27 protein-coding genes are annotated in these 25463 nt (G+C 67.5%); 23 read left to right on the top strand and 4 right to left on the bottom strand.

The features are described 5' to 3' along the window. The 16 genes from CWS39_RS29010 to CWS39_RS25495 form a co-directional block, all read left to right on the top strand. A partial coding sequence (locus CWS39_RS29010) for a hypothetical protein (protein WP_158240411.1) occupies positions 1-4451 on the top strand: 4451 nt, incomplete at its 5' end. A gap of 36 nt (positions 4452-4487) precedes the next feature. Continuing rightward, positions 4488-5042 carry a hypothetical protein gene (locus CWS39_RS25550; RefSeq protein ID WP_102145689.1) on the top strand — a complete coding sequence of 185 codons (555 nt, stop codon included), beginning with the start codon at positions 4488-4490 and terminating at the stop codon, positions 5040-5042. A gap of 498 nt (positions 5043-5540) precedes the next feature. After that, positions 5541-6512 (top strand): helix-turn-helix domain-containing protein, encoded by a 972-nt coding sequence (locus tag CWS39_RS25545; protein ID WP_102145688.1) that lies wholly within the window; start codon positions 5541-5543, stop codon positions 6510-6512. Continuing rightward, a complete protein-coding gene (locus tag CWS39_RS25540; protein ID WP_102145687.1) occupies positions 6509-6829 on the top strand; it encodes a hypothetical protein in 321 nt (106 codons plus the stop codon). Before CWS39_RS25545 ends, CWS39_RS25540 begins: the two co-directional genes overlap by 4 nt. Positions 6830-6937: 108 nt before the next feature. After that, positions 6938-7309 (top strand): hypothetical protein, encoded by a 372-nt coding sequence (locus CWS39_RS25535; RefSeq protein ID WP_102145686.1) that lies wholly within the window; start codon positions 6938-6940, stop codon positions 7307-7309. Next, positions 7306-7566 carry a hypothetical protein gene (locus CWS39_RS25530; RefSeq protein ID WP_102145685.1) on the top strand — a complete coding sequence of 87 codons (261 nt, stop codon included), beginning with the start codon at positions 7306-7308 and terminating at the stop codon, positions 7564-7566. The genes CWS39_RS25535 and CWS39_RS25530 overlap by 4 nt, the downstream gene beginning before the upstream one ends. Positions 7567-7582: 16 nt before the next feature. Next, positions 7583-8467, top strand: coding sequence for a sigma-70 domain-containing protein (locus CWS39_RS25525; RefSeq protein WP_102145684.1), 885 nt, complete (start codon positions 7583-7585; stop codon positions 8465-8467). Further along, positions 8464-8700, top strand: coding sequence for a hypothetical protein (locus CWS39_RS28735; RefSeq protein ID WP_142386938.1), 237 nt, complete (start codon positions 8464-8466; stop codon positions 8698-8700). Before CWS39_RS25525 ends, CWS39_RS28735 begins: the two co-directional genes overlap by 4 nt. Further along, positions 8697-9296 carry a DUF1643 domain-containing protein gene (locus CWS39_RS25520; protein ID WP_102145683.1) on the top strand — a complete coding sequence of 200 codons (600 nt, stop codon included), beginning with the start codon at positions 8697-8699 and terminating at the stop codon, positions 9294-9296. Before CWS39_RS28735 ends, CWS39_RS25520 begins: the two co-directional genes overlap by 4 nt. Before the next feature lie 67 nt (positions 9297-9363). Further along, positions 9364-9567: a hypothetical protein gene (locus tag CWS39_RS25515; RefSeq protein WP_102145682.1), complete on the top strand. Its 204-nt coding sequence runs from the start codon at positions 9364-9366 to the stop codon at positions 9565-9567. A gap of 248 nt (positions 9568-9815) precedes the next feature. Further along, the gene (locus tag CWS39_RS28730) at positions 9816-10133 is read left to right on the top strand and encodes a hypothetical protein (RefSeq protein WP_142386937.1); all 318 of its coding nucleotides are present in this window, start codon (positions 9816-9818) and stop codon (positions 10131-10133) included. Continuing rightward, positions 10126-10281 carry a hypothetical protein gene (locus CWS39_RS29005; RefSeq protein ID WP_158240410.1) on the top strand — a complete coding sequence of 52 codons (156 nt, stop codon included), beginning with the start codon at positions 10126-10128 and terminating at the stop codon, positions 10279-10281. Before CWS39_RS28730 ends, CWS39_RS29005 begins: the two co-directional genes overlap by 8 nt. Beyond that, the gene (locus CWS39_RS25510) at positions 10278-11327 is read left to right on the top strand and encodes a DUF5131 family protein (RefSeq protein ID WP_102145681.1); all 1050 of its coding nucleotides are present in this window, start codon (positions 10278-10280) and stop codon (positions 11325-11327) included. Before CWS39_RS29005 ends, CWS39_RS25510 begins: the two co-directional genes overlap by 4 nt. Next, the gene (locus tag CWS39_RS25505; RefSeq protein ID WP_233213694.1) at positions 11327-11695 is read left to right on the top strand and encodes an ASCH domain-containing protein; all 369 of its coding nucleotides are present in this window, start codon (positions 11327-11329) and stop codon (positions 11693-11695) included. Before CWS39_RS25510 ends, CWS39_RS25505 begins: the two co-directional genes overlap by 1 nt. Beyond that, positions 11692-13485 carry a DEAD/DEAH box helicase gene (locus CWS39_RS25500; protein ID WP_102145680.1) on the top strand — a complete coding sequence of 598 codons (1794 nt, stop codon included), beginning with the start codon at positions 11692-11694 and terminating at the stop codon, positions 13483-13485. The genes CWS39_RS25505 and CWS39_RS25500 overlap by 4 nt, the downstream gene beginning before the upstream one ends. Next, the gene (locus CWS39_RS25495; protein WP_102145679.1) at positions 13427-14590 is read left to right on the top strand and encodes a helicase associated domain-containing protein; all 1164 of its coding nucleotides are present in this window, start codon (positions 13427-13429) and stop codon (positions 14588-14590) included. The genes CWS39_RS25500 and CWS39_RS25495 overlap by 59 nt, the downstream gene beginning before the upstream one ends. Positions 14591-14615: 25 nt before the next feature. Here CWS39_RS25495 and CWS39_RS25490 read toward each other — a convergent pair whose 3' ends face one another. Further along, a complete protein-coding gene (locus CWS39_RS25490; RefSeq protein ID WP_102145678.1) occupies positions 14616-15383 on the bottom strand; it encodes a hypothetical protein in 768 nt (255 codons plus the stop codon). A gap of 117 nt (positions 15384-15500) precedes the next feature. Between CWS39_RS25490 and CWS39_RS25485 the strand changes: the two genes are divergently transcribed. Then, entirely contained in the window at positions 15501-15767 is a 267-nt protein-coding gene (locus CWS39_RS25485; protein WP_199178306.1) for a helix-turn-helix transcriptional regulator, read from the top strand. Between the two features lie 122 nt (positions 15768-15889). On the opposite strand, the gene CWS39_RS25480 is transcribed toward CWS39_RS25485, so the two are convergent. The 3 genes from CWS39_RS25480 to CWS39_RS25470 form a co-directional block, all read right to left on the bottom strand. Next, positions 15890-16405, bottom strand: a complete 516-nt coding sequence (locus tag CWS39_RS25480; protein WP_102145676.1) for a TIGR04338 family metallohydrolase — start codon at positions 16403-16405, stop codon at positions 15890-15892. Further along, positions 16402-17229 carry a DUF2786 domain-containing protein gene (locus tag CWS39_RS25475; protein WP_102145675.1) on the bottom strand — a complete coding sequence of 276 codons (828 nt, stop codon included), beginning with the start codon at positions 17227-17229 and terminating at the stop codon, positions 16402-16404. Before CWS39_RS25475 ends, CWS39_RS25480 begins: the two co-directional genes overlap by 4 nt. 178 nt (positions 17230-17407) lie before the next feature. Further along, positions 17408-17983 carry a hypothetical protein gene (locus tag CWS39_RS25470; RefSeq protein ID WP_102145674.1) on the bottom strand — a complete coding sequence of 192 codons (576 nt, stop codon included), beginning with the start codon at positions 17981-17983 and terminating at the stop codon, positions 17408-17410. Positions 17984-18437: 454 nt separating this feature from the next. On the opposite strand from CWS39_RS25470, the gene CWS39_RS25465 reads away from it, so the two are divergent. The 6 genes from CWS39_RS25465 to CWS39_RS28725 all read left to right on the top strand — a co-directional run bounded on the left by CWS39_RS25465 (position 18438) and on the right by CWS39_RS28725 (position 25109). Beyond that, positions 18438-22478 carry a methyltransferase type 11 gene (locus CWS39_RS25465; RefSeq protein ID WP_233213693.1) on the top strand — a complete coding sequence of 1347 codons (4041 nt, stop codon included), beginning with the start codon at positions 18438-18440 and terminating at the stop codon, positions 22476-22478. A gap of 105 nt (positions 22479-22583) precedes the next feature. Then, a complete protein-coding gene (locus CWS39_RS29835) occupies positions 22584-23135 on the top strand; it encodes a hypothetical protein (protein ID WP_233213692.1) in 552 nt (183 codons plus the stop codon). Between the two features lie 88 nt (positions 23136-23223). Further along, complete coding sequence (locus tag CWS39_RS29310; protein WP_199178305.1) at positions 23224-23727, top strand: hypothetical protein; 504 nt, start codon at positions 23224-23226, stop codon at positions 23725-23727. Continuing rightward, entirely contained in the window at positions 23724-24083 is a 360-nt protein-coding gene (locus tag CWS39_RS25455; protein WP_102145673.1) for a hypothetical protein, read from the top strand. Before CWS39_RS29310 ends, CWS39_RS25455 begins: the two co-directional genes overlap by 4 nt. Positions 24084-24131: 48 nt before the next feature. Then, complete coding sequence (locus tag CWS39_RS25450) at positions 24132-24854, top strand: DUF6884 domain-containing protein (protein WP_102145672.1); 723 nt, start codon at positions 24132-24134, stop codon at positions 24852-24854. Between the two features lie 69 nt (positions 24855-24923). Next, complete coding sequence (locus CWS39_RS28725; RefSeq protein ID WP_142386936.1) at positions 24924-25109, top strand: hypothetical protein; 186 nt, start codon at positions 24924-24926, stop codon at positions 25107-25109. The last annotated feature ends 354 nt before the right edge of the window (positions 25110-25463 follow it).

The raw sequence follows: 25463 nt of genomic DNA, 5'->3' as shown, positions 1-25463 counted from the left end.
CGCGATTGCGGCGATGGAATCCGGCTACCGCGCGTTGGGCCAACGGGGAATTCGGCGCCAGCCTGTACCGTCGGCCCGAGATCGCCGCGGCCACCAAAGCCGGCCAACCGGTGTGGCTCGTGGGAAGCGAGGCCGAGGCACACCTGATCGCCGATCATGTGCCGGCTACCTGTGCACTGGGCGGGTGGGACTGCTTCGGTATCGAGCACGTCGCCCAACTCGAGTCGCCGACACGGGTTGTCATCGTCGCCGAACGCAGCGTCACCGGCTACCAGAGCGCAGCGCGGATCAGCGATCTCATCGCATCCAGCGCTCCGTCGGTCGCGGTCACGGTGATGGAACCGGCCACCGGCATCGACTTGAGCCAGCATCTGGCCGCCGGACGCGGACTCAACGACCTGGTCGCGATCGACCCTGCCCGCCAACTCAGCGCGCCGGCCGACCCGACCACGCCCATCGCGGCGCCCGCCCCGCTGACCGTGGCCCCGGCCCGCCGCGGCGGCCGCGGAGGCGGCGACGATGAGATCCCGAACCGGGCAGCGATCTACACCCACCGTCACGGGCAGACCGTTCAGGTGCGCATCACCCGCGGCAAGAACGGCCAGCCGTCCCAAACGTGGTACGACGTCATCTGGACATGTGAGGTACGGGTCCGAAAGATCACCTATCAGGACCTCGCTGAAGAGCCCGGCGCACAGCGGATTCCGGGCTCGTGGCTCATCGAATCGCGCCGGCGCGTGGTTGACGATTCCGGACATTACGTCACCGACAAGAACAGCATCGACGGGTTCGCCTACGAAACTGCCTCGGCGACCATCGCAGCCGAAGACTTCCACACTCCAGGCTGGCCTGATCTGTTGCCGTGGGCCGGGGTGGTGGCCAACGAACCTCCCAACGGCCGAGCCAAGGCACGCGCGGCCGCGATCGCCGTGTCAGGGATCCGCAGCACCACACCGGCGTTCGCGGCCACGGGGTGGCGTGAATCCAACGGGTCAGCGATCTATGTGCACCCGGGTGGGGCGATCGGTGACAGTGGCGACCTGATGGGTGATGTGACGCTGGATCTGCCGGCACGGTTTGCGCCGATGGCGATGTCGTCCCCGGTTGATGCCCACGACACCGGTCTGTTGGCCCATGCCGTCGAGCAGGGGCTCGATCCGCTGTTGGAGCGGTTGCCCGCCGATGTCGCCGCCCCTGTCATCGGGTATGCCTTCCGCACGTTCCTGGGCAAGCCGCGCGGGTCGGTCCACCTGATGGGGGCTCCGGGCACCGGTAAAACCGTCGTCGCTCGCGTCTGCGGAATGTCGTGGACGTCAACGGCTTTCCATGAGCACGGCTACACCAGCTTGTTCACCGGCGGCGACAAGATGGACGATTCGATGAGGGCGTTGGCGCTGCTGATGCACTCGGCCAAAGACTCGTTGCTGCTGGTTGACGAGTTCAAGGGACGCACCGCCCAAGAACGGGTCAACGCGCTGCACACGCTGTTCTGGAACGGCCAGGAGCGCTCGGTCTCGACGACACGGGGCCAGATTCGGCGCAGCAGTGGCCCGCCGCGGTGCGGTTTGATCACCACCGGTGAGGTCGGCTCGGTGGGATCCAGCGCGACCCGGACGCTGACGTTGGCGATCAACCGCGACGTCGTGGCGGATCCGGTGACGGTGTGGTCGCAGCTGGAGTCGGCGGGGGCGCGGTCGTGGCGCGCGCAGCTGGGTGCCTCGTTCATCCAGTGGCTGGCCGCTGATCATGATGCGAAAGTCGCTGCAGCGCAACGGTATGGTACTGGTGCTGCGACGCTGGCCTGGCAGCAGTTCAGCGCATCGCTGCCCCACACCGAGGGTTTGGCCGGGCGGCTGGTCGCCATTGCCGCCGACATCACCGTTGGCTGGTCGGTGCTGCTGCAATTCCCGTTGGAGCGTGGCGCGATCGACACCGCACGGGCCGATCGTATTTGGCAGTGGGCGATGGAGGGTCTGGCCACCCAGCTGCGCGCCCAGGACCACAGTGTCGGCGATGGCGCCGAGCAGCTGCTGTCGTTGGTGCGTGAGGCGATGACCAGCGGCGCCGGCCACGCCACCGACCGCGGTAGCGGCGAGGTGCCGACCCCCGGCATCGGTGGGCCGGCCGACGATGCCGAGGTGGCGCGTGCCTTCGGCTGGGTGGCGCGTGGGCCCCGCGGGGAAGCCGGGGCCCAGAGTTGGTCTCCGCGTGGAAACCATCTCGGCGTCGTCGATTCCGCCGAGCAAATGCTGTATCTGTTTCCGCGCGAGACGCTGGCGACGATGTCGGCGCTAACCGCGCGGGTCGGGGAACACTTCACGGCCACCGCGGCCACCATCACCTCGTCGTTGGGTCGGCGGGGCTGGCTCGGTGTGGAAGGCGACGGCACGCGGCGTCGCCGGATCCGTATCGCCGGGGTGCTGACGTCGGTGTGGCCGGTGCCGCTGTCGGAGTTCTACGGCGACGACGGCAGCGACGGTGAGCCCGGGGACCGGCGCGGCCCGCGCTACCCGCTGCCGCCGTGGAGGCGGCCGCGGATCGTGCCCGTAACAACCAGCGGCGCCGAGGGCGCCACCCACACCGATGCTGGCGAGCCGCCGTGCGACGCCGATGCGAGGGGAGACGAATCCATGACTCAGGAAATGCTCGACTTCGGTCCCGCCTTGAGCGTGGTGCCCGACGACGTCGACGAGGCGCACACCGATCCTTCGCCCGCCGTCGAGGATGAGCGCGGTGACGGCGACGATCGCGGCGAGGAGCTCGTCGACGTCGTCGAGGACGAGGACGCGGCGCCGGGTGCCGGCGAGGCGGCGGGGTCGCAGGAGGGGGAGGAGTCCTCGGAGAGCGGCGGCGAGCCCGCCGCCTTCGACGAGAAGCCCGCCAGCGAGGAGCCCTCCGGCCGGCAGCCCGTGGCGTTGCGGCCCCTGGTCACCACCGGCGGGGAGGCCGAGCGCTGGCTCTACGCCTCGGCCACGGTCACCGACCAAGCGTTGGTGCTGCCCGACGGCGAAGCCATCCCGATCACCATCGGAAACGGCGGGGACGTCACCCATCTCGGTGACCTGGTGGAGCTCGCGGCCGCGCTGCACCTGGGATTCGGCGGCGGACGCTCGATGCCCGAGCCGCCGCAGCTGCTGCTTACCGAGGCCGCGCTGGCACATCTCGGGGTCACCCTGCCCGACCTGACCGACGAACCCAACCCGATCGAGGTCATCGCGGCCGCCGGCGCCGAGCTGATGAAGTCGACCCTGGCCGCCGGCTACCAAACCAGCAAGGTGGGCACACTGCGGATCTGGACCAAGGTGTGGCGCGGCAGCCAAGCCGCCGAGTTCGTGCTGCTGCCCGCCGTGGCGATCACCGATCCACAGTCGGGGCTGTTGGAGGGCACCGACGAGCCCGTCGACCTGGCCTACCGGCTGCATCGGATGGCGGAATTGCTGGGTACCACGTATTCGTCGTCGGGTGCGGTCACGGGGCGTCGGCTCTACGAGCGGCTGCACCCTCCCGGCGGGCGGGCGTTGACGCCAACCGAACTCGTTGTGCCGCCCGAGCCGTTCCGCAAGTCGCCTGGGCGGTTGGCGGCCGGGGCGATGGTGTGGGTGCGGCCGCTGACCGCTGATGAGCAGCGCCATCGCTTCATCCACGGCTATGACTTGCGGGCCAACTATCTGACGGCTGCCGGTAAGGCCATCTTCGGCATGGGTGCACCCGAACATCACCGTGAGGCCATCGCCTTCGACCCGAAGGTGGCTGGGTTGTGGCGGGTGGCCGTAGGTGCCCAGCAGTACCCCGGCTACATCGCCGACGGGGGCGGTCATGCGATGCTGCCCGACATCTTGGCGTTGGCGCGTGGTCGAGACGCTGCCAGCGGCTGGTTTTCGACTCCGACATTGAAATACGTTGCCAATGAGCTGGATTGGCCGATCGAGGTGCAGGAGGCCTATACCTGGTCGACCTCGCGGCGGCTGCTGGAGACCTGGACCAAGCACATCAACACCGCGCGACTGCGGCTCTTGGAACATCTCGACGAGCATCCCAACGACATCAACGGACGCGCGGAATACACTGCCACCCAGGCGGTTTACCGCGGGTTTGTCGGCCGGCTGGCCTATGTCGGAGACCGCAACGACAAGGGTGAGCCTGTCAGTGCGTGGCATCGACCCGATTGGCGCGCCACCATCCAGGCCGAAGCCAATGTCGATCTGCACCGCAAGATCCGCAAGATCGCCGACACCACCGGTCGCTACCCCGTCGCGGTGTTCACCGACGAGCTGCTCTACACCAGTGACGCCCCTGATCCCCTCGCCGCCAAGCCCGAGCCCATGCCGTTGGGTATCGGCCTGGGGCAATGGAACCTGTCACGAAGCCACGAGATCACCGACACGGTCATCGATGCCGCGGCGCGCCGCTCGATCACCGACTTCAACAACGCGCTGCCGAAAAACCAATGAGGCGCGCGGATTACACACAGGTCGGGGGAGTAGCCAATGGTGCTGCGTAAGCCCACCGGCAATATCGGCGAGGCGCTGGCCAACACGCAGTTGCCGGCCAAGCCGCGCAGTCTGCGGGCGCAGATCGCCGAGCTCGGTGGTGTCAAGGCCGCGGCGGCGGTCGCCGGTCGCTCGGTCAGCAGCGTCTACCGCTGGCTGCGGGGGGTCAACAAGCCCAGTGCCAGCGCCAAGGGGGCGCTGGATCAGGCCAGCGACGCGCTGCGTGCGACGAAGGACTATCGCCGGGGCAAGCTCGCCGCGCGGCGGGAGAAGCGGTTTCGCAAACACGGCGCTCGATTCCGGTTCAAGGGGGTGGCCGGCCCGAAGAACGATTCACCGCAAAACAGCATCCGGCCGCGTCACCTGATGGCAGATATTTCGGCCGAGGGGATGGCCGACATCCTCGACGCCTGGGTCAACGACGGTGATGAGGCGGCGCTGGAGGCCCTGGGTGAGGTCTTGGCCGGCGAATACATGAACGGTGAGACCGAGGAGTGGCAGTTCGACTCCATCGACCTGTTGAAGTTCTCCTACTCCGAGTTTTCCCCGTAGCACGAACTTTCTGAAAGACATAGCCGAATAGGGGTTGCTGAGCGTTATCGGTGTTGCCCGATAGCGCTGTTTGGCGTGCCCGAAACACAGATCACAGAATGGTAACGACTCGGGCCGTTATCGCCGTTTTCTGGCCGGAGCCGGAACAGCCGACGACAGGCCGACGACCCAGCCGGAACACCCTAAACACCCATCTACCTGTGGTTATGGCGCGAACCCGCGGCGTTCCGGCTGTTCCGGCTGGGCGCCGGAACAAACACGCGCTCCTTGCGCACCCCCGACCAACGATCGCGCCTTCCGGTTGGGGCTACCGGCCCCTGTGCCGGTTTGCTGAATCCGGGGTGAGGGTGGCGCCGAATCGCCTGGTTTCTTCGGAGAAGCGGTCGTATTTTCAGCGAAAGGAATCCACCGACGGTTCGTGACCGGAACGACGGTGACCCCAGGCATATACCTCTGGTCAGCAACCAGAAGTCGCCCAGCACGAAGTGGAGAATTTCGATGAGCCGCTACACCCGCCAGGACCGCCTCGCCGCGGTCACCCCTACCTTGTCGGCCGGGGCGGCCTGGCTGTACCGCGTCGAGCAGCCGGCCGGTGCGCTGGCCCAACCCCAGGGCGTGGGGCTGCCGGTGGTGGCCGACCGCCGGTTCGTGTTCGTACCCGAGAGTCAGGGACGTGGCACGGCGGTCGTCGTGTACGTCACGACTGTGCAGCGCCTCGACGGGCCCACCGGTCCTCGCGATGTGCTCACCGCAGACGAACTCGACGACATCGCCGAGGCGCTGGCCACCTTCGGCGGGGCGACGGCCACGATCGCTTCAGGCCCGGGGCAGACCTCGGGGCGCATCGAGCTCGCGTCGCCGGCGCATTCCTCGCTTCGGGCGGCTGTTGCTCGGTATCGGGCCGGGTGCCCGGTCCATCGCTTGCCGGCGTGCGGGCACATTCGACGCACCGCCGACACCCAGTGCGCGTGGTTTCCCCTCGGCTACGGGCAGCTGGTGATGCCGACCATTCCGGCGCCGCGCCATGATATTTCGTCGGGCCCGTCCGGGGCCGCGCGCCGCCCCGCACCACCCGCCAACAGCGCTCAACTCGGGGCGGCCAATGCGCGTCGACGCGACCGCGGCGCGGCGCGGACGGTGGCCGCGGCACGAGAGGCCATCGCCGTGCTGTCGCGGCGACCGCATCGCAGTACGGCGACCGAGGAGGCGCTGGAGATCTTGCGGTTGCGTGTGGATCACCCGGAGCTTTCGCTGCGGGAGTTGGCGGCCATGCACCGTCCACCGCTGACCAAAGACAGCTATGCCGCTCGGCTGCGTCGGGCCTTGGCGGTTATCGATCCAGCTCGAACGGCTTCGCCGGTCAACTCGCGCACTGCTGGCGGTTGCGTGCGCGGGCGCGTCGGATCGGTGACGTCGGGGCGGGCGAGCGATACCGGCATCACCGCCGAGTTGCCAAGGAGGACAGCATGATCGATGCGTTGCGCCAGCTATTCAACCGCGTGGCGAGGTGGATCACCGGAGACGGAACCGGGGTAGTGATGGTGCTGCGGGCACTGCTTGTCGGATGGGTGGCGGGCGTGGTTTTCCGGCTGTTGCTCGTGTTTTGGCCGCTGGCGATCGTGGTGGTTGCCGGCGCGGCCGTCTTCTATCTGGTGAAGCGGCGGCGAACGGTGGCACATGCGCAGCGCCAGGAGGAAGCCGCGTTGGAGCGATACATCAGTGCGGCGTTGACCGACGACGCGTTGCGCTGGGCCGTGCACACCTGGTCGAAGCGAGATCAGCGATGACGGGATATGCGGTCATCACCGAGACACTGACCAACCTACCCTATACACCGGATCGGGTGTATAGTCCGGTTCAGGACTTCAGCACTCCTTGAAAGGCGGTGAGGCCAAATGCCCACCGAGGTCGCCGAACCCATGACACCGTCGATGCATATCCGAACCGCCACGGCGAGTTCCCAATGCCGCTGCGCCAAGCCGCTGCTCGGCTACCGCGCCGAGTTCCTGAAAGGCGACACAGTCGCCAGACGATCAAAGGTCTTACCCACCAGACCCGCAGCTGCCGGCTGGGCTGTCGCGGTGGCCTCACACGTCTACACCGGGATGCGCATCGTGCCCGAGCCCAACCTCGAGTACCAGCCCGATTGCCTTGGCGCCATCCTGCCCGGCGATCGCTACATCGAACACATCATCGGCAACGAAAGCGCCCACTACTGCCTTCGGTGCGGTATCGAACGCGCGGCATCGGGCGGAGCGAGGCCATGACAACTGCCACCCTCAACGAGAACATCGCCTCGCATTCCACCCACACCGCCGTCGAGATCTATCTGCCCTGTGACTGCGACCCCACCGAAGCGGACCACCTGGCAACACATTTCGCCGTCGACGGCGTCGGCTTGACCTGTGCGCGCGGACTGCTCTACGCGGTGTGCGCACGCTGCTGCTGCGGCGACAACCACGCCCATTGCGAAAACACCCACGTTCACGGCACCGGTCGACCGTGGTGCCCGACACCGCACTGACGACACAGCGACCGCCATGACATACCTGACACGCTCCCCGGCCGTACCGAAGGCCTCACCGCTGCTGAGCGCCGAAGAAGAAGTCGACCTCGGCAAGGCGATCGAGGCGGGTCTGTATGCCCGACACCTCCTACACACCGGAACCGGGCCTCACGACCCGCAAATGCTGCGCGAGGTCGTCGCCCAAGGACGCCAAGCCTTCGACCGCTTCGTCACCGCCAACGTCCGGCTTGCTGCCTGGCGCGCGCGCCGTCGCGTCGCAGCGTATGCGGCCGCCACACTCAGCGTTGATGACTTGACCTCCGAAGGCATGCTGGGCGTCGTCCGCGCGGTCCAAAAATGGGACTACACGCTGGGTTTGAAGTTCTCCAACTACGCCGACTACTGGATCCGCTACCACCAGCAGCGTGCGGTCACCGCCGCCGCGCCCGCAACACTGTCGGCACTCGATCGTCAACGCTGTGTGGAGTTGATCGACGAAAGGCAACGCCTGACCGCTCGGCTGCGCCGCACACCCACCCGCGCTGATGTGGCCGCGGCGATGGGTATCACCGTCCGTGCTGTCGCCGAGATCGAGTCCATGCTCTCACCCGCTCACTCAGTCGACGCACCGGTCGCCGACGGCGACCGCACCCTCGCCGACGTCCTTGCCGCCCCGGCGCACGCTGAGTCGGCGGCGGCGCCGGGCTGTGGCGATGTCGCCGATCTCCTCGACACGCTCACCGACCGGGAACGCAGCGTGGTCAGCGCCGTGTTCGGACTACACACCGGGGTGCCCGAGCCGATCGATGCCATGGCAGCCCGGCTGCGGCTGCGGCCCAACACCATCACCACGGTCCTCGATGCGGCGCTGGCCAAACTGCGCCGCACCACCGCCGGCGGCGAGGCGGTGGCGGCATGAGCCTCACAGATCAGTTGTGCACGGTCCACGGCGAGATGGTGTGCGTGGCCGACTTCTCCCGGTGGCGCCATCAAGGCGCATGCACATGCCGATGGCGCGGGCGGCGGCGCTGGATGGTGTCGATCGCCGTGCTCGACGCCCTGGGCCACGCGCTCAGCACCGGCCATACGCCGACATACCCGCTGGTCATCCCGGCGGCGCGTCGGCCAATCCCTCCGGAGGGGCAGAGATGACCGAACTGTATTTGCCGCTGCGTCCGGCTACCTACACCGCATCCTCGGCCGCCTTCAGCCCATGCGGGACCTACCGGTATCGCCTTGTGCGCGTGTGGGATCCGGCGCTGCCGTCGCTGTGTATGGTCATGCTCAATCCGTCCAAAGCCGACGATCGGCGAAACGACGCGACGATCCGGCGCTGCATCAGATTCGCGCAGAAATGGGGGTATGGCGGCATCGTCGTTCGCAACCTCTATGCCCTGGTGTCGACCGATCCCGATCAACTGTGGTCCCACCCTGACCCGATCGGACCCGACAACGACGCCGAGTTGGCGCTGTGCTGCCAGCACGACCTCACCGTGCTGGCCTGGGGTGCCAACGCCGCACCGCAGCGCGCCCACCAGGTCGCCGCACGGTTGTGGGAAGCCAGCCGACACCACCAGACCTCGTTGGCCGTGCTCGGCTGGACCGCCGCCGGACAACCCCGCCACCCGGTGCGCATGCGCGCCGACACGATGCTCGAGGGCGTCACTCCCGCGTCCTCGGGCGACGCACATGAAACCGAAGACCCCCGCTGGGCGCAGCTGTTCTACGGCGACGGTACCCGGCCATGAGGACCTGTCGACCTGGCCAACATCACCCTCGGGAGGAACTGAGTTCAGGATCAACGTCGCCGCCGAAGTGTGGATCGACGACACCCGCATCGACCACAGTCGCCGCGGCCGCCGACGCCGTGCCACCGACGCCAACGCCAAGGCCAACGCCGAACTGTCCAACGTCGACGGAACAGTCGAGCTGCTCGTCCCCATCGATATCGGCGCGCTGGGCAAGACGGTGACCGTGCGGTTCCCCATGGCCGCGCTGCTGCGGCTCAACCAGGCCTAGAGGCACGGCATTGGCACGGCTCATGTCGGTGTCACTCACCGCATCTCAGGTCCTGGCCCGGCACAGAACCGGCACCAGGCGGATGGGCTGGCGCCACATCCGTGTCGGTGACCGGGACACGGTGCGCCGCAAAGTCAATCGACCAGATCACACTCTCGACCTCGACAGAGTGTCATGACGGCGGAATCGATGGCCGAGCACCGAACTCGCCGCCAAACCACCGGATCAATGTGGACCAGGAGAACACGATGAGCGACAACGACCGAGACCGTGGCCTGTACGGAAAGTACCAGGTTAAGAAGATCAAACGCGGCGACAACGGCGTCTGCTATAGGTCACCTAGTGGCATGCATGAACCAGCTCCAGGACTCGGTAAAGCGTGCTCGTACTGCCCCGGGCCGCGCTATGACGAGCTAGTCGACCCGCCTGGGCCGGTGTTCGTGCTGTCCTACACCACCGATCCGCATGCTCGTGCAGCACTCGCGGCCTATGCCGATTCGTGCGAAGCCGAAAACCGGGCTCTCGCTGCCGATCTACGAGCAGCTCTGGCGGTGTCCGATGAGTGACCGTATCGAAGCGACTCAGTGCCTGTACGACCTGAACGACGAAATAGATAGCGCATTCCGGGGATTCGCCCGCAAGAAGCTGTTACAGGCCCGCGCACTCGGCGCCGCCCTGCTCGCTGCTGCTGATCTTGCGGAGGCGGCACGATGAGCGACAACACCAACATTGAGTGGACCGAGGCGACGTGGTCGCCCGTGACGGGCTGCACCAAGGTCTCTGCGGGCTGCCTGAACTGCTACATCGAACGGACCCGGCCGTTCCGTATGGCGCACAGACGATTCGACGGCGACGGGATCGGCGGCACTACCGGTGTGCAGCTACATCCGGTCAGACTCCGCATCCCACTGAGGTGGCGGAAGCCAAAGCGCATCTTCGTCTGCTCAATGGCCGATCTGTTTCACGACGAGGTGCCAGACGACTACATCGCTGATGTGTTCGCTGTCATGGCAGCCAACTACTGCTGGGACCGTCCGACGCACACCTTCCAGGTGGTGACCAAGCGCCACGCACGTATGCGATCGCTGCTGTCCTCCGAGGACTTCCGCAAAGCTGTTGCTCGCACCTCCGCGGGGATGACTGACGACGCCCACGCCGACAACGTTCACGATGCGGTCTATTTCCACTATTGGCCGCTGCCAAATGTGCATTTGATCGTGACCGCCGAGGACCAGAAGCAAGCCGAGCTGCGTATTCCCGTTCTGCTCGACACCCCGGCCGCTGTGCGGGGCGTGAGCCTCGAGCCGCTACTCAGCCCGATCAAGCTGACGCACATGGACGTCGAGGGCCGGGCGCCGGGAATGTACCAGATCAACGCGCTGACTGGTCGCAATACCGACATGGGCCGACCGTGCCCCGACGTCGCACACCTCGACTGGGTGATCGTCGGCGGCGAGAGCGGCGGTCGCGGCGCGCGGCCAATGCATCCCGACTGGGCACGATCGCTGCGCGACCAGTGTCAGGCCGCCGGTGTGCCGTTTCTGTTCAAGCAGTGGGGCGAATGGACGCCGGAGCGCTACCTGGATCCACGACCGGCGAAGTACTCGCGCACCTACATGCGGGCCGACGGAACTGCGGCCGCATTCGGCGGTGATGGTTACGGGCCGGACGACGCCCTGGCGCGGGTCGGCAAGAAGCGCGCTGGCCGTGAGCTCGACGGCCGCACCTGGGACCAGTACCCCGAAACGGTGACGGTCTGATGCCGCGCCTCATGTCCGTGTCGCTCACCGAGCCGCAAGTGGTGGCCCGCACCAAGGATGTCACCCGCCGGATGGGCTGGTCGAACCTCAAGGCCGGGGACCGGCTGACATTGTGCCGCAAGGTCATGGGCCGCAAGCGTGGTGAGCCGCTGGTGCGGATCGTCGACGTCGAGGTCATCTCGGTGCGGCGTGAACCGCTCGACACCATCACCGCCGATGACTGTGTCCGAGAAGGCTTTCCGCGGATGACACCAGATCAGTTCGTTGAGTTCTTCTGCGCCAGCCACCGTGGCTGCACCCCAGAATCGGAGGTCACCCGCATCCAGTGGCGCTACCTCGACACCCCGACCAGCGCCGGGAAGCCATGAGCGTTCCCCGGCCGCGCCCACATCAGCTGGCCGCACTCGACGCCTTGACGTCGGTGTTCGACGCCGGCGCTGAGCGTGCCCAGCTGCGGATGGCATGTGGGTCGGGCAAAACCCTCATCGGACCGTGGCTGGCCCAGCGCTTGCGGGCCCGCACCGTGGTGGTGTTCACCCCGAGCATCGCGCTGGTAGCGCAGACGATCGAGGCCTGGCAACGCTCGTCGCTGCCCATGCGCACCCTGGCGGTATGCAGTGACCCCACCAGCGCGGCCGGGCGCGCTGAGATCGGCGTCGACGGCATCAATCCTTGGGCCCGCCACGAGATCCCCGGCCGCGTCACCATGCGCGCCGATATCGTCGCGCGGTTCCTCGACGACGCCGCGGCTACGCCTCCGGAAGTCACGACGGTCGTGGTGTCGACCTATCACTCGGCTCCGGTTCTGGCCGCGGCGCTGCGGCTCACCGATCACTGCACCGCCGTGGACCTGGTGGTCGCCGACGAAGCCCCCCACCTGGCCGGGCGCACCGCCGAAACCTTCGTGCCGGTGCTCGATTCCCGCGCCATCCCCGCGCGGCGGCGGCTGTTTCAAAGCGCCACCCCCATCATCGTGCCGACCCGCGGCGACAGGTGCCTCGATGAGCTCACCGGGGCCGCCGACCCGGCCCGGTCCATGGACGATGAGCGGGTGTTCGGGCCGGTCGCCTACACGCTGAGCGTGCGCGAGGCGATCGCCGCCCGACTACTGGCCGATTACCGCGTCGTGGTCACCACCCACACCGCGGCCGCGGCGATGCGCGCCGGCGACACCGCAGCACTGGCGGCCTTGGCCGAGGTGATCAGCCGCTACCGTGTGCGGCGGATATTGACCTTCCACAACCGGGTCGATGCCGCTCACCACTTCGCCCGCCGGGGCGACGAACTCGGCACCGTCGACGGGGTGCGGGTGCGCGGCTTCGCCGTGGACGGGGCGATGGCTGTGAGCAAGCGCCGGCGCATCCTCGACGCCTTGGCCGGCGATGATGACGTTGTCACGGTGGTGTCCTCGGCGCAGTGTCTGCGCGAGGGAATCGATGTGCCGGCCGTCGACGCGGTGGTGTTTGCCGATCCGCGCACCAGCTCGGTGGGGATCGTTCAGGCAATCGGTCGCGCCTTGCGCCGACACAGGCACAAATCCTTCGGCCACATCGTGATTCCCGCCGTCCTCGATCCCGACGGTGACGACCAGGAACAGTTGGCCGACAGCGCCTATCGCCACGTCTCGCGGGTGTTGTACGGGTTGCGCGCCCACGATGACCGGGTCGCCTTCGAGCTGGATCGGGCCCGCGGCATTGTGGGTGAGCCGGATCCGGCGGCAGTGTCGTGGCTGGATGTCATCGGCGACAATCCCGGCGCTGTCACCGCGCGGTTGCTCTCCCACACCTCGTCGGTGTGGGAACGCTACTACCGCCGGTTGGTCGAGACGGCAGAGCGGTGCGGTTCGGCGGCGGCGATCACCTCGACGGTCGACAAGTCGCTGTCGGAATGGATCACGTTGCAGCGCAAGTACTATCGCACCAACAGCATGGACGATCAGCGCGCGCGGCGGCTGTCACAGGTGCCGGGTTGGCGGTGGGATGCCGGCGAGGCATCCGACGAACGCAGCCTGGCTGCGCTCGACGCCGTCGTCGCCGAACGGGGATCGTTGACAGAAAACGCCACCGGGCACAGCATCTACCGGGGCCGCAGCGACGGCAGTGGCCGGCCGCTGGGATTGTGGGTGGCCACCCAGCTGTTGCCGATACCGCGACGGTGAGCTCGCCGAATGGCTGCGCGACGAACTGTCACGGCGGCCCGGATGGCAATGGGAACCCCTCAGCGCTGAGGACGATGCCGGGCTGGAGGCCTACCGGTCCTTTGTGGCGTGGGAGGGCCACAACGACATCCCCGCTGATGCCGTCGAAAACGACTACCCCTTGGGCAAATGGGTCGCGAGCGTGCGGCGCCGGCGGGTGTTGGGCACCTTGGCGCCGGTGTTGGCGCTGCTGTTGGTGGCCGCCGCGCCGATTGATCGCCACTACCTCCGTCGGTTTGCATGGCACCCGCAATCGACGTGGTGGGCGATCAACCTCGACGCCGCCCGCCAATACATCAGCCGCACACAAACTCTGCTCGGCATGCCCGACGGTCACTGCGAGCTGCTGGAGGGCCGGCCAATCGCGGTGTCGCAATGGATGTCTCGCATGCGCCACCAGCACAAGCGCGGCTTGCTGTCTGACGAGCAGATCGCCGAGTTGCAGGCGCTGCCCGGCTGGCAGTGGACCGCGGCGCCGATCGCCGAACGCGTGGAGCCTGGAAGCCCTGAGGCATGCAGCAACTTCCCGTGCCCGCGACGCGCCAGGTGCCGGGGGTTGTGCGGCGCCTGCTACGAGGAGCAGCGCACTGCGCAGCTGGCGGCCGGCACCTGGACGTCGTCCTACGTCGATGCGGCGCCTGTGCGTGAACACGTCATCAAACTCAAGGAGCGCGGTATCGGGCGGCGCCGGCTGGCCGCGCTGGCCGGGGTCAACGACAAGGCGAGCGCCACCTTGCTCAATGCGCGTTCAGCTCGGTCGAGCGGGCCCCGCGGCAAGGTCTTGGTCACCACCGCGGCCAAGCGGTGGGCCGTCGAGATCCCCGACGCTCCACACCATGGCAGCGTCGCCGACCGCACACCGGTCCCCGCCGAGACCAGCCGCGTGCAGCTGCGTGCCGTGGTCGAGACCCTCGGCGGCAGCCGCGCCGAGGCGTATCGGCGCTGCGGCATCTCGGTGGCCACCGGCACCAGCGTGTTGACCGGACGGTCCCAACAGGTGACCGCTGCGACTGCTCGCCGTATCGAGCGGGCCTACACCGCGTACTGCGGCGCCGGGACGCAGTGAGGTTCGGCCGGATCGATTGGGTTCGTTAGCCGTCGGCGGTGTCGCCGGCGATGCGCCAGGGCCGTTGTGGGCGCTGGTACTCGAGGACGACGTCGGGTGGGTCGTCCGGTGTCGTCGCCTGGTAGTCGGGGTGGGCCATGAGGTGGGGGATGGAGGTGGTGGCGGCCAGGACGGCGTGTACGCACTGTTGTTGGGCGATTTGGCTCATCGGCCCGTGCGGGGAGTAGATGCGGGCGGTGATGGCGCTGTGTCCGGGCGCGCGGTAGGTGCGGTCATCGGTGGCGACGGTGACTGCTGCTTCGATGCGGTGCAGTGCCAGTACTGCCCGCATGTGGTGGGCGAACTGGTCATGGTCGGAGCCGCGTGCGAAGTCGTGGGTGTCGACGCGGGGCTCAGTGAACAGTGCCGGGGCGCGTGGGGCGAGCAGCCGGCCCCTCACGGTCGTGGAGTTCTTGTGGGGGATGGGATAGAGAACCACTGAGCCGGCGGGATCCACGGTGAAGGTGAACGGCCATTCCTCGGGTGCGCCGGTGTGTGCTGTCATGGTGCCGGTGCGGCAGAACTCCTTGTAGTGGTCGTCCTCGACGAGCGTGAGTCCCTCGTCGAGGTCGAGCCAGTCTCCCAGGTCGGTGACCATGCGGTGACATACGCGTTTGGCGTGGACCTCGTCGCGGGTGTCGACGGCCAGCAGGACGCGGATCCCCGCGGCCTCGGCGAGACAGATCTGGGCGCCGTCGATGGTGAACACCGGTGGTTTGCCGGGGATGGGGCCAATGATGTCGGTGTTCTCCACGCCCAGAACAGTACACCCGATCAGATGTATAGTCTGTGGCCGGTCGGTTACTGGTGGATTCGTGGCGGCTCCGGTTACGGCTGCCTTAGCCACCCGATGCGGTGTATAGTCCCTGGCGTGGCTGCAGGTGACAGGTCCTCGTCGACAGCGCAGAAGTATCTGTCGATGAACGAGGTGGCCGAGCTTTTGGGAGTTTCGGTCAACACCGTCAAAAGCTACGCGCTCAAAGACCTGTTGCCGCCGCCGGACGCCTTTATCGGCCAGCACCGCGGTTGGCTTCGCCAGACGATCAAGGATTGGAACTACAACCGGCCGCGGCCCAGTCGCCGTTCACCCGATCCCTCGATGCTCAAGAACCGTCGCGATCGCCGCGCCAAGCGTTAGAGCCGGCGGTTTTTCGCTCGGTGGCTCGCCGAAGCGACCAGATTAGTTGCGGTGCGCCCGCCAGGCGCTCACCTCGGCAGCGGTTCAGTTGCGCCGAAGGGGATCGGGCCTGATCGCCTCGATTAGCTGTGCGCCAGACTCGTGGGCACGTCGTTGTGGGAAAGCAGAAGGCGCAGCGCCAACGCCACTTGTGGGTCCATGACCACCTCCAGCAGCGTCAGGTAGGCATCGACGAACTGGGGGCCGTGGGTGGCGCCGTTGCTGGTGTCGAAGTGGTGGGCCAGCTCGTGTAGGACGACGAGTTCTCGCAGCATCGCGCGGCCTGGGCCGGACTCGGGTATGGCGATCACGGCAGTGTCGGGCTCGTAGTGGGCTTTGTCGGCGGCGCTGCGCCGGGCTCGCACGGTCACCGGCGGGCGGTGACCCAGTCGGGCGACGACTTCGGGCAGGGCCATGATCCGATCGGCGTAGCGCTGCACGTCGGCGATGGTGGAAAAGCGGGCTTCGCGCGCCAACGTCAGCGTGATGGAGTCGAGGGTGACGGAGGGATTGCCGCTGGATGCGCAGTTGTCGAGCATGCGCGACAGGATCGATTCGGCGGTGTAGACGCGGCGGCGGTGGCGGTCGATGACGGTCATGAGCCGGCCACTCGACGAGGAGTTACTGCGGAGGCACTGCCGCCAAGCTCGGTTGCAGCGCTCAGCTGGGCGGCCTGGCCGGCCAGGTCGCCGGCGGCTCGGCCGCGCTGGGAGCGGATCGAGGGCCGGTGGCCGCGGTAGCGTCGCCCCCTGGCTCGGCTGTGGAGGGTGTAGTAGTCCTGGACTTCAAGGCGCTTGCCGGCTAGGACGATCTCGCTGCCGGGGCCGGTCTGGTGCGGGGTTGCTGCGGCCGTGGCGCGCGCAGCGCGACGCCCGGCGGCCAGCCTGGCTTTGATGCGGGCGGTGAATCCGGCGTGAAATTCCAGGCGGGCCGAAATCTTGCTGACTGAGGGCGTCTCGCGTCGCCGGTCATGGTGCGGAGGTTGTGCGCGTTCGACCGTTTCGTGCTTGTAGTCGCCGGTGGCCAGGTAGACCTCGCAGGCGGCCACCATGTGGGTGACCAGCCGGGTGTAGAGGGCTTCGGTGACGGCGATGTCCTCGGGGTAGCCGAATGCATAGACCTCGGTGAAATTGCGGGCGATGTCGATCTGCACGTCATTGGCGCGGGCGATGACGAGGAACAGGTCGACAAATGTTCGTAGGCCGCGCCGGCCGGCGACTCCGATGGTGATCGCCTTCTGCTGGGGTGTGGTCTGGCGGGCGCGGTCGGCGGCGCGGGCCCGCGCGGTCGCCAGATCGATCGAGTTCAACGTGGCCAGTGTTTGTGCTTTGACGATGTATGCGTCGGCCTCATGGGGATTGTCGGTGCCTTCGGCTTTAAGCAGCAGCGCGCCGATGCGGGTGATCGCCTTGTCGGTGCTCATAGCTAAGGTGTGCCCCTTTCTTGGCATTGTCTGCGCCCAGACTATACACCGCATCCGGTGTATAGTGCAGTTTGTCTCGATGCTGGTGAACAGGGCTCGCCCGGGCTCAATTGCCTTCTGCGCCGCAGAATTCAACGAACGGGTCGCGGCGGCCGGCTGCTGACTGCGATGTCGGCGGTTAGGCTGCCGCGGCCGCGAGCTGGCTGGCCATGAGGTGGTCATACCAACGGGCCACCCAGCGGGCGTCGCCCATCGCGGTGTGGCGCTGTTCGGGGGTCGGTGGCGTCACGCCGCATTGGAGGGAGGTCGCCTCGGCGCACCGCTGGAGGGGCAGCTGGCGGCCGAGCAGATATCCGGTGGCCAGGACGGCGATATCCCACGGTTGGAAGTGCCAGCCCCATTCCAGCTCGTGGCGGTGCAGCAGTTCGTCGAGGCACTCGGTGTCGAAGCTGGGGACCACGCCATACACCCGGGCTTTCTTCGTCCACTGCCACACCAGCACCGCAGCCTCGGCGCCCGAACACAGACGAGCGCCAGGGTTCAGCGGTGCGCCGCACTGCGGGTGGCGACGGTGAAATCCCCCCACGGCGAGTGCTTCCGGGTCAGCGTTGTCGAGGTCCAGATCGGCCGTGTCGATGAAGATCGTCAGTTCCTGCTCGCCGGATTCGTCGCGGCGGATCATGGCGATCTCCCACGGCCGGCGGTCGCGGTCCTTGCGGGTGGTCTCGGTGTCGAGGAAAACCACTGGACGCATCGTATGTCCTCTCTTTTCGGCGAACGGTTGCAGTCAGTGTCACGCCGGCGACCGACACCGCGCCGCCGCGCGACGCTGCCCTCATGCGACAACCGCACCGCTAACGCCCGTGTGGTCAGGGCTGTTAACAGGCGCTGACGTGCGGCGACGCCACCGCACGGGGGCGGTGCACTGGCGTTGTCGGTGCGCGTTGGGCGGCCGACACGCCGCGGGCGAGCGCGACACCGCCGGAGCGGCCCGGACGGTGGCCGCTGATGGCAGCGACCCGAGGGCCGGGTGGGGGCTCGGGGAGGCGTGGTCGCGACAACCTGCATCCCCGGGTGGGGCGTGGTGTGCGAATCGGCAGCGCTGCCAGCGGTTTCCCGGTTGGTCGGTGGCCGGTTTTATTGTCTACGCAATACACCCGCTCCGGTGTATTAATAGATGCGAGACGTACACGACACGGAGATCGCCTGTGACACCATCAGTGACCGCCGCCCGCCGCGCTGTCGCGGCCGCACGCACCATCGTCGAGCTCGACGGCGCCCGCCCCGACGATCACCAGCGCGCGGTGCTCGAAGCGTTCCCCGGTTGGGGGCCGGCGGCCACCCTCTTCGACCCTCAGCCCAGCGGCGTATGGGCCGAGCTGGCCGACGAGCTCGACGACGTCGCGGGGGAGGCGGTGGTGTCGGCCGGTCGAGTGGTCGATACCTCGTTCTTCACCCCGCCACAGCTGATCGGCCACATCTATGGAGTGCTGCGCAACGCCGGGTTCCGCGGTGGCTCGGTGCTCGAACTCGGCTGCGGGTCAGGGCGTTTCATCCAGCACGCACCCACAGATCTGCCGTTGACGTTCACCGGGGTGGAGGCAGATCCAATCTCAGCCCGGATCGCGGCCGCGCTGCACCCGCGGGCGACCATCATCGCCGAGGAGCTGCAGTCGGTGTCGTTGCCGCACCGCCGGTTCGACGCCGCCGTCGGCAACGTCCCGTTCTCGTCGGCCAACGCCCACGATGGGGCGATCCGGTTCTACGGGTCGCTGCACGAGTACTTCCTCGTCCGCGCAGGCGCGGCGGTGCGGCCAGGTGGCTACGTGGTGATGGCGACGTCGCGGCACACACTCGACGCCAAACACGGTCTGCCGCCGACGGTGCGCCGTCACGCCGATCTGCTGGCCGCCGTGCGGCTGCCGTCAGGATATTTCAGCAGCGAGGGCACCGACGTCGTCGTCGACGTCGTGGTGCTGCGCGTGCGCGAATCCGAGGACGGTCCCCGCTATGGCTGGCACCCGGGCCCGGCCGCCACCGTCGAACGCAACGTGGTGCGCGACGGGCGGCTACGCCGCGCGTCGGTCAGGGCCTACTGGGATCAGCATCCGCAGTGCGTGGCCGGGCAGATGCGACGGACCGGCTTCGACCGCAACCCTCTAGCCGTGGAGGCCTCCGATCACAGCGCCGCCGTGGCAACCGCTTTCGACGCAGTGCAGCCCCTGTTGATCGCCTACCCCGACGACACGGCGCTACCGCAGCAGTGGGCCGAGGTGGTGCGTACCGACGCCGAGGGCCGAAGAGACGGGTCGCTGCACCTCGTGGGCGACCAGGTCGTGCGTGTCGGCGACGGGACGCTGCAGCCGGTCGCGCGCGCCGGCACCGAGTTGCGGGCCTTGATCGAGTTGCGCGACGCGGCGGTGGCTTTGGTCAACGCCGAGGCCGACTGGGATCTGCCCGATAGCTCGGTCGAACTGCTGCGCACCGCGTGCAGCGACGCCTACACCCCCTACGTTCGGCGATTCGGACCGCTCAACCGGGGCACACTCACCGAGGGCAAGGTCGACCCCGAAACGGGCACACCGAAACTGGGGTGGAAGGTTCCGCCGTTGGGCGGCTTCCGTTCTGACCCCGATGCCGCGATTGTGTTCGCGCTCGAACACTTCGATCAGGCCAGCGGTGACGCCGAGCCCGCGCCCATCCTGTCGCGGCGGGTCAACCGCCAGCCGCAGCCCGCGGACCGGGCGGGCACTCCGGGAGAGGCGTTGGCGATCTGCCTGGGGGAGGGCCGTGGCCTGGATCTGGGGCGGGTGGCCGGGCTGCTCGGACTCGCCGACGAAGAATCGGCGTTCGACGCGCTGGGGGATCTGGTGTATCGGGATCCCAGCGACTGGCGCGCGGTCCCCGCACGTGACTACCTGTCGGGCAATGTGCGCCAGAAGCTGCGCGATGCCTTGGCAGCAGCCACGTTCACCCCTGCCTACGAGCGCAATGTGTCTGCGCTGCAGAAGGTTCAGCCGCCGTGGCTGGGCCGCCACGACATCCGCATCGAACTCGGCTCGCCGTGGGTCAGCAGCGCCGATATCGCCGATTTCTGCCACGAGGTGTTCGGCCACCGCGCCCGCGTGGATCACATCGCACCGCTGGCGGCCTGGGAGGTGGAAGGCTCACGCCACCGGCTCTCCGATGAGGCCAAGATCGCTTACTGCACCCAGCGCAAAGACGCATTCGAGCTGCTCCAGAGCGGGCTCAACGGGGCGCCACCAACCGTCTACGACGAGGTCCACGACAAGACCACCCGAAGCACCCGACGTGTCCGCAACGCCGAGGCGACCGAGGCCGCCGAGCAGAAGCTGGCTGCGATCGGTGAACGGTTCTCCATCTGGGTGTGGGAGAACCCCGATCGCGAACAGCGCATCGTCGATCAGTACAACCACGCGATGAATTCGCACGTGCTGCGCCACCACGACGGCTCACACCTGACCTTCCCCGGGCTAGCAGATGGTGTCGAATTGTGGCCATGGCAGCGCGATTTCGTTGACCAGGCCGTGTCGAGCCCGGCCGCGTTCGCCGCGCATGAGGTCGGCCTGGGCAAGACACTCACCGCGATCACACTGGCCATGACGCTGCGGCAATTCGGGCTGGCCAACCGCCCGGCCTACATCGTGCCCAACCATCTGATCGAGGCCGTCACGCGCCAGGCCTACCAATCCTGGCCCGCCGGCCGGTTCCTGATCGTCAACCGCAGCGACCTCAACGGCGATGCCCGGCGGCGTTTCGTGGCCCGCGCCGCGACCGGCGACTGGGACCTGATCATCATGACCCACGAGACGTTCTCATCGATCCCGGTAGCCGCTGACGTGGAACGTGCGTGGCTCGATGACCAGCTCGCCGACCTCGAATCCTATGCCCGTGCCAGCGGTTACACCGGCAAGCGCATCGCCGCGGCCGTGCGATCACTGGAGGGCCGCATCGAGCGGCTGCGTGAGGCTACCAACGACCCCAACACGCTGACCTGGGAACTGCTCGGGATCGACCACCTCAGCGTCGACGAAGCCGACCGGTTCCGGCGACTGCCGGTCAACACCCGCGCCGAGGGGTTCAGCCTGGGCTCATCGAAACGCGCGCTCGATCTGCTACTGAAAGTCTCAATGCTGCGGCGCGCCAACCCCTCTCGGCCGCACGCGGCATTCTTCACCGGAACGCCGTTCACCAACACGTTGGCCGAGGCCTTCATCTGGCAGAAGTTCTGCGCCCCCGAGCAGCTCGCCGCGGCCGACATGTCGCACTTCGATGCCTGGGCGGCACAGTTCATCCGCTACGAGACCATCGTCGAAGTCGCGCCCGACGGTGGGGGATTCCGCAGCCGGCGCCGGCCGGCGGTGATCCAAAACGTTCCCGAGCTGCGCACCATGCTGGGCTCGTTCATGTCGCTGGTGCGCGCAGACACCACAGGGTTGCCCCGCCCCACCGCCGAGCGCCACACCGTGCTGGTTCAGCCCAGCGACGCCACCCGCCAGTTCATGGATCTCCTCGTGGAGCGCGCCGACGCGCTGCGCACGCGCCAGGTCGGCGCCGATGAGGACAACATGCTGTTGATCTGCGGGGACGGTCGTAAGGTAGCGCTGGATCCCAACCTGGTCGGCATCTGCGAGACCGCCCCCAAGTTGCAGGCGGTGGCCGATACCGTGGCAGAGGTCTATCACCGCACCCGCGGACTGAGCTATCCCGGATCGGACACTGCCGGGGCGTTCCAACTGGTGCTGTGTGACCTCGGCACCCCGAAGCCCGGTGACAACCAGAGCTACGGTCGTGTGCGGGCGGCGCTGATCAGTAGGGGAGTGCCGGCCGCCCAGATCCGGTTCGTGCACGACGCCACCCATCCCAAGGCACGCGAGGCGTTGTTCGCTGGGTGCCGCAACGGTTCCATCGCGGTGCTGATCGGCAGCACACCCAAGGTCGGTATCGGCACAAACATCCAAGACCGGCTCGTTGCTTTGCATCATGTGGACCCAACCTGGACGGCGGCGGCGTGGGAGCAGCGCAATGGGCGCGGGATCCGCACCGGCAACCACCACGACACGGTTGGGATCTACAGCTATGTCGCCGAGTCGACGTTCGACGCGTACATGTTCGGAATCATCGAACGTAAGTCGCGGGGATTCGAACATCTCTACCGCGTCGACAGCCAGGTGCGCGAGATCGAGGCCCTCCTCGGCGACGGCACGCTCAGCTTCGCCGAAGTGTAGGCGGCCGCGGCGGGTAACACGCTGCTGCTGCGCCAGCATGAGCTGGCCACCCGGATCCGCAAGCTGCGGCTGTCGCACCTCACCGTGCAGCAGAACGTGCGCGCGATGCTCGCCCAGGCCGCCCAGGCCGACGATGCCGCCCAAGCACTGCAGCGGCGCGCACAGCGACTCGAGGAGTTCGCCGCCCACCGCGCCCAGTTGGGAGCGATCGATCTCACGAGCACGGCCGAGGCGGTGTGCGCCCCGCGCGGACTGCGTCAGCATCGTCATCACCGGTGGGCCGATCATCAAGTGAGCATCGGGTTCTCCGATGTGGACCCGGGCTATCAGTTGCGGGTGGTCTTCGGTGCGCGTCGCAGCCAGTTGTGGTCGGCGATGCTGCCGCCCAAGGTGCGTCGGCGCGGTGCCGAAGTGGTGCGGGCGTGGGCCGAGGAGGTCGTGGCTGGATGGCTGCAAGGACTCGACGCCGAAATCGCCACCACCCATGGTCATGCCGAAACCGCCGGGCAGCGGGCCGCGGCGGCGCGGGCCGCGGCGGGCGCTGCCGACACCAGCGAGCCTGACGACCTGGTCGCGGCCAGGCGCGAGCTCGCCGAGGTCGACAAGGCCATCCAGGCCGAGCTCGGCGGCCCCGCGGCGGGCGAAACCGCAGCGTAAGGGGCGCATTCCGCCACTTGTCGTATACACCTGATACGGTGCATTGCAACGCTGCGGTGTAGTTCAAAACGCTTAGGAAGCAAGGATAGTGGGATACTTCAGTGCCGACTGCTTGGCATGCGGACACCCGCTGCTGTGCGAATGGGTGACCAACACCATCAACGCGTGGATGACGGCCGGCGTAGCGGTCACCGAGAGCGGATCGGTGCTCAAAGGCCGCTACGACGGATACGGCGCGCTGATCTCACCGCGCGGCGAACGCTTCGAAGACGCCGTGGGCATGACGGACACGAGTGTGTGGCATGAGGCGTGCTGGACGGCAAACGGGGCGCCGACCGACTACCGCGGCCCGTCACGCCCCTCCGCTGATCAGGGATTCTTCTTCGACGACGGGGATCACGCCCTCCCCGAACCCCGCGTCGTGCCGGTAGACGGTTCGCGCCCAGGCGTTCTCATCACCTATGCGCAGTTGGCCAGCTGGACAGGACGAGAACTCACCGAATCCGACCTGGCCCGGATCACCGACGCGCTGCCGCACTCCTCGATCCCCGACGCCATCGGGGAGATCGCGTCGGCTCTGGAGGGATCGTGAGCCGGCGCGAGCTGGCCCGCCGCGTCCATCTCATCCCGCACCACGTCTTGGCCGCGGCCCTAACGCAGTGGCGACCCTTCAACGGTCACGGCGAGGTGCGCCGGGAGTTCGCGGCCTGGATCATCGCCCAGCGCTGCGACTTTGCGTCGTGGCAGCAGGCGTGGAATGCCTGCGCCGGCGCGAGCCCAGCGCGGCCGGGAGCCATCCAGCTCGTGATCGTCTGCCCTGACTGCCACGGCCGCATGTTCACCATCACGCACGGCATCGCGCGTGCGTGCCCTCGGTGCCACGGCCGCCGGCGCATCCAGTTTCGCACCACCGCGGTGTGGCAGCAGCCACCCGACGACACCCCGTGACGCCGCCGGCGCCGGCGAGCGCACCGACCTGCATAGGACATCATCGCCATGCACGCTGCCACCGCGATCACTGACGCCGCCGCCCGCCACGGCTGGATCCGCGTCGACTACCCGCGCCACGACAACGTCTACGGTCGCGGCCAGGCCCGACTGTTCATCGGATTCAGCCGCACCGGCAAAGCGGTAGAGGTCGCACAGTTCTACCCCATCGGGTGTGGGACCGGATACATCGACGACCCGACCCCGTACCGCAGCGTCGGCGGCCGCGACCGCGACAAGCTCGAGACGGTCCTGGGCTGGCTGGCTGCTGCGCCGAGCACCGAGACGCTGCCCGACACCCTGTTGGTGATCGCGTGCGCGGCACACAAGCTGGACCGGTCCGCACCCGCCCACCAGCTCTACGACAGCGACCACTTCCGCCTGGCGCTGCGGGCCGCTCAGCACCGCGCCGATGCTCTCGGTGCGCGGGTGATGATCCTGTCGGCCAAGCACGGACTGACCCGCCTCGACAGGATCCTGATGCCCTATGACGTGACCATGGGCCAGCCCGGGGCCATCGACATCACCCCGCTGGCAACCCATCTGTGGGTGCAGCGCGTTCGTACCGTCGAGGCGCTGCTGCCCAAGCGCTATCTGGCCGTGCTGCGCCAGGCCGCCGAGGTCCTGTTCGATACCCGCGGCGTGCGCGTTGAGATCGTCGACCTCTATGCCGGCGCCCGCGGGATCGGCGATCAGCGGGCGGTTCTGTCGAGGATGCTGCGTACACCCTGAGCTGCAGGCGTGCGGTGAGGGCGAAGCGACCGCCGCGAAATGTCATATACGCCCGATACGGTGTATTGCATGGTTAGCGAATCACCTTCCCATCCGTCCACCATTCGGTTCGCGATGAAGATGGCGGTGCCGGCAGTAGTGTTCAACGCCGTCTCGGGCCAGCATCCCCGCGACGTCATGGCCGCGACCCAGATCGGAACGTCGCGGGCCGGCGGATGGACATCGTCGGAAGCCAGGTTGGATCCCTCGATCTGAGCCGCGAGAAAGCGCACACCGACGTGAATTGCGTTGAATCCCAACATGTTTTGATCAAAGGGCTCGATTGGCGAAAGCTGTTGCTATACAATAGAAATCACACAGCAGCGAGTTACGTAGAGGTCTTCAATCACAACCCACCGGGCAATCAGTCAGTGTCGAAACCCGCAGAAACATAAGCGAATTCACCGTATTCCCAGTGCATACCACGTAATCGACTGTAGGACAGGTGATTACAAACTCACCAGCTAGCCGGCCTACAGCTAAACCGTTGCATACCAACAGGTTTGGCGCGTAGCGCCAACCAGTAAGCAACCTACCGTGGGCGCGCAGCGCCCAAGCCCAGGGGGGCGG

Origin of the sequence: Mycobacterium hubeiense, assembly GCF_002838065.1 — a bacterium.
Lineage (GTDB): Bacteria > Actinomycetota > Actinomycetes > Mycobacteriales > Mycobacteriaceae > Mycobacterium > Mycobacterium hubeiense.
Note: the sequence above shows the minus strand (reverse complement) of the source record. Positions and strands in the feature narration are given on the sequence as shown.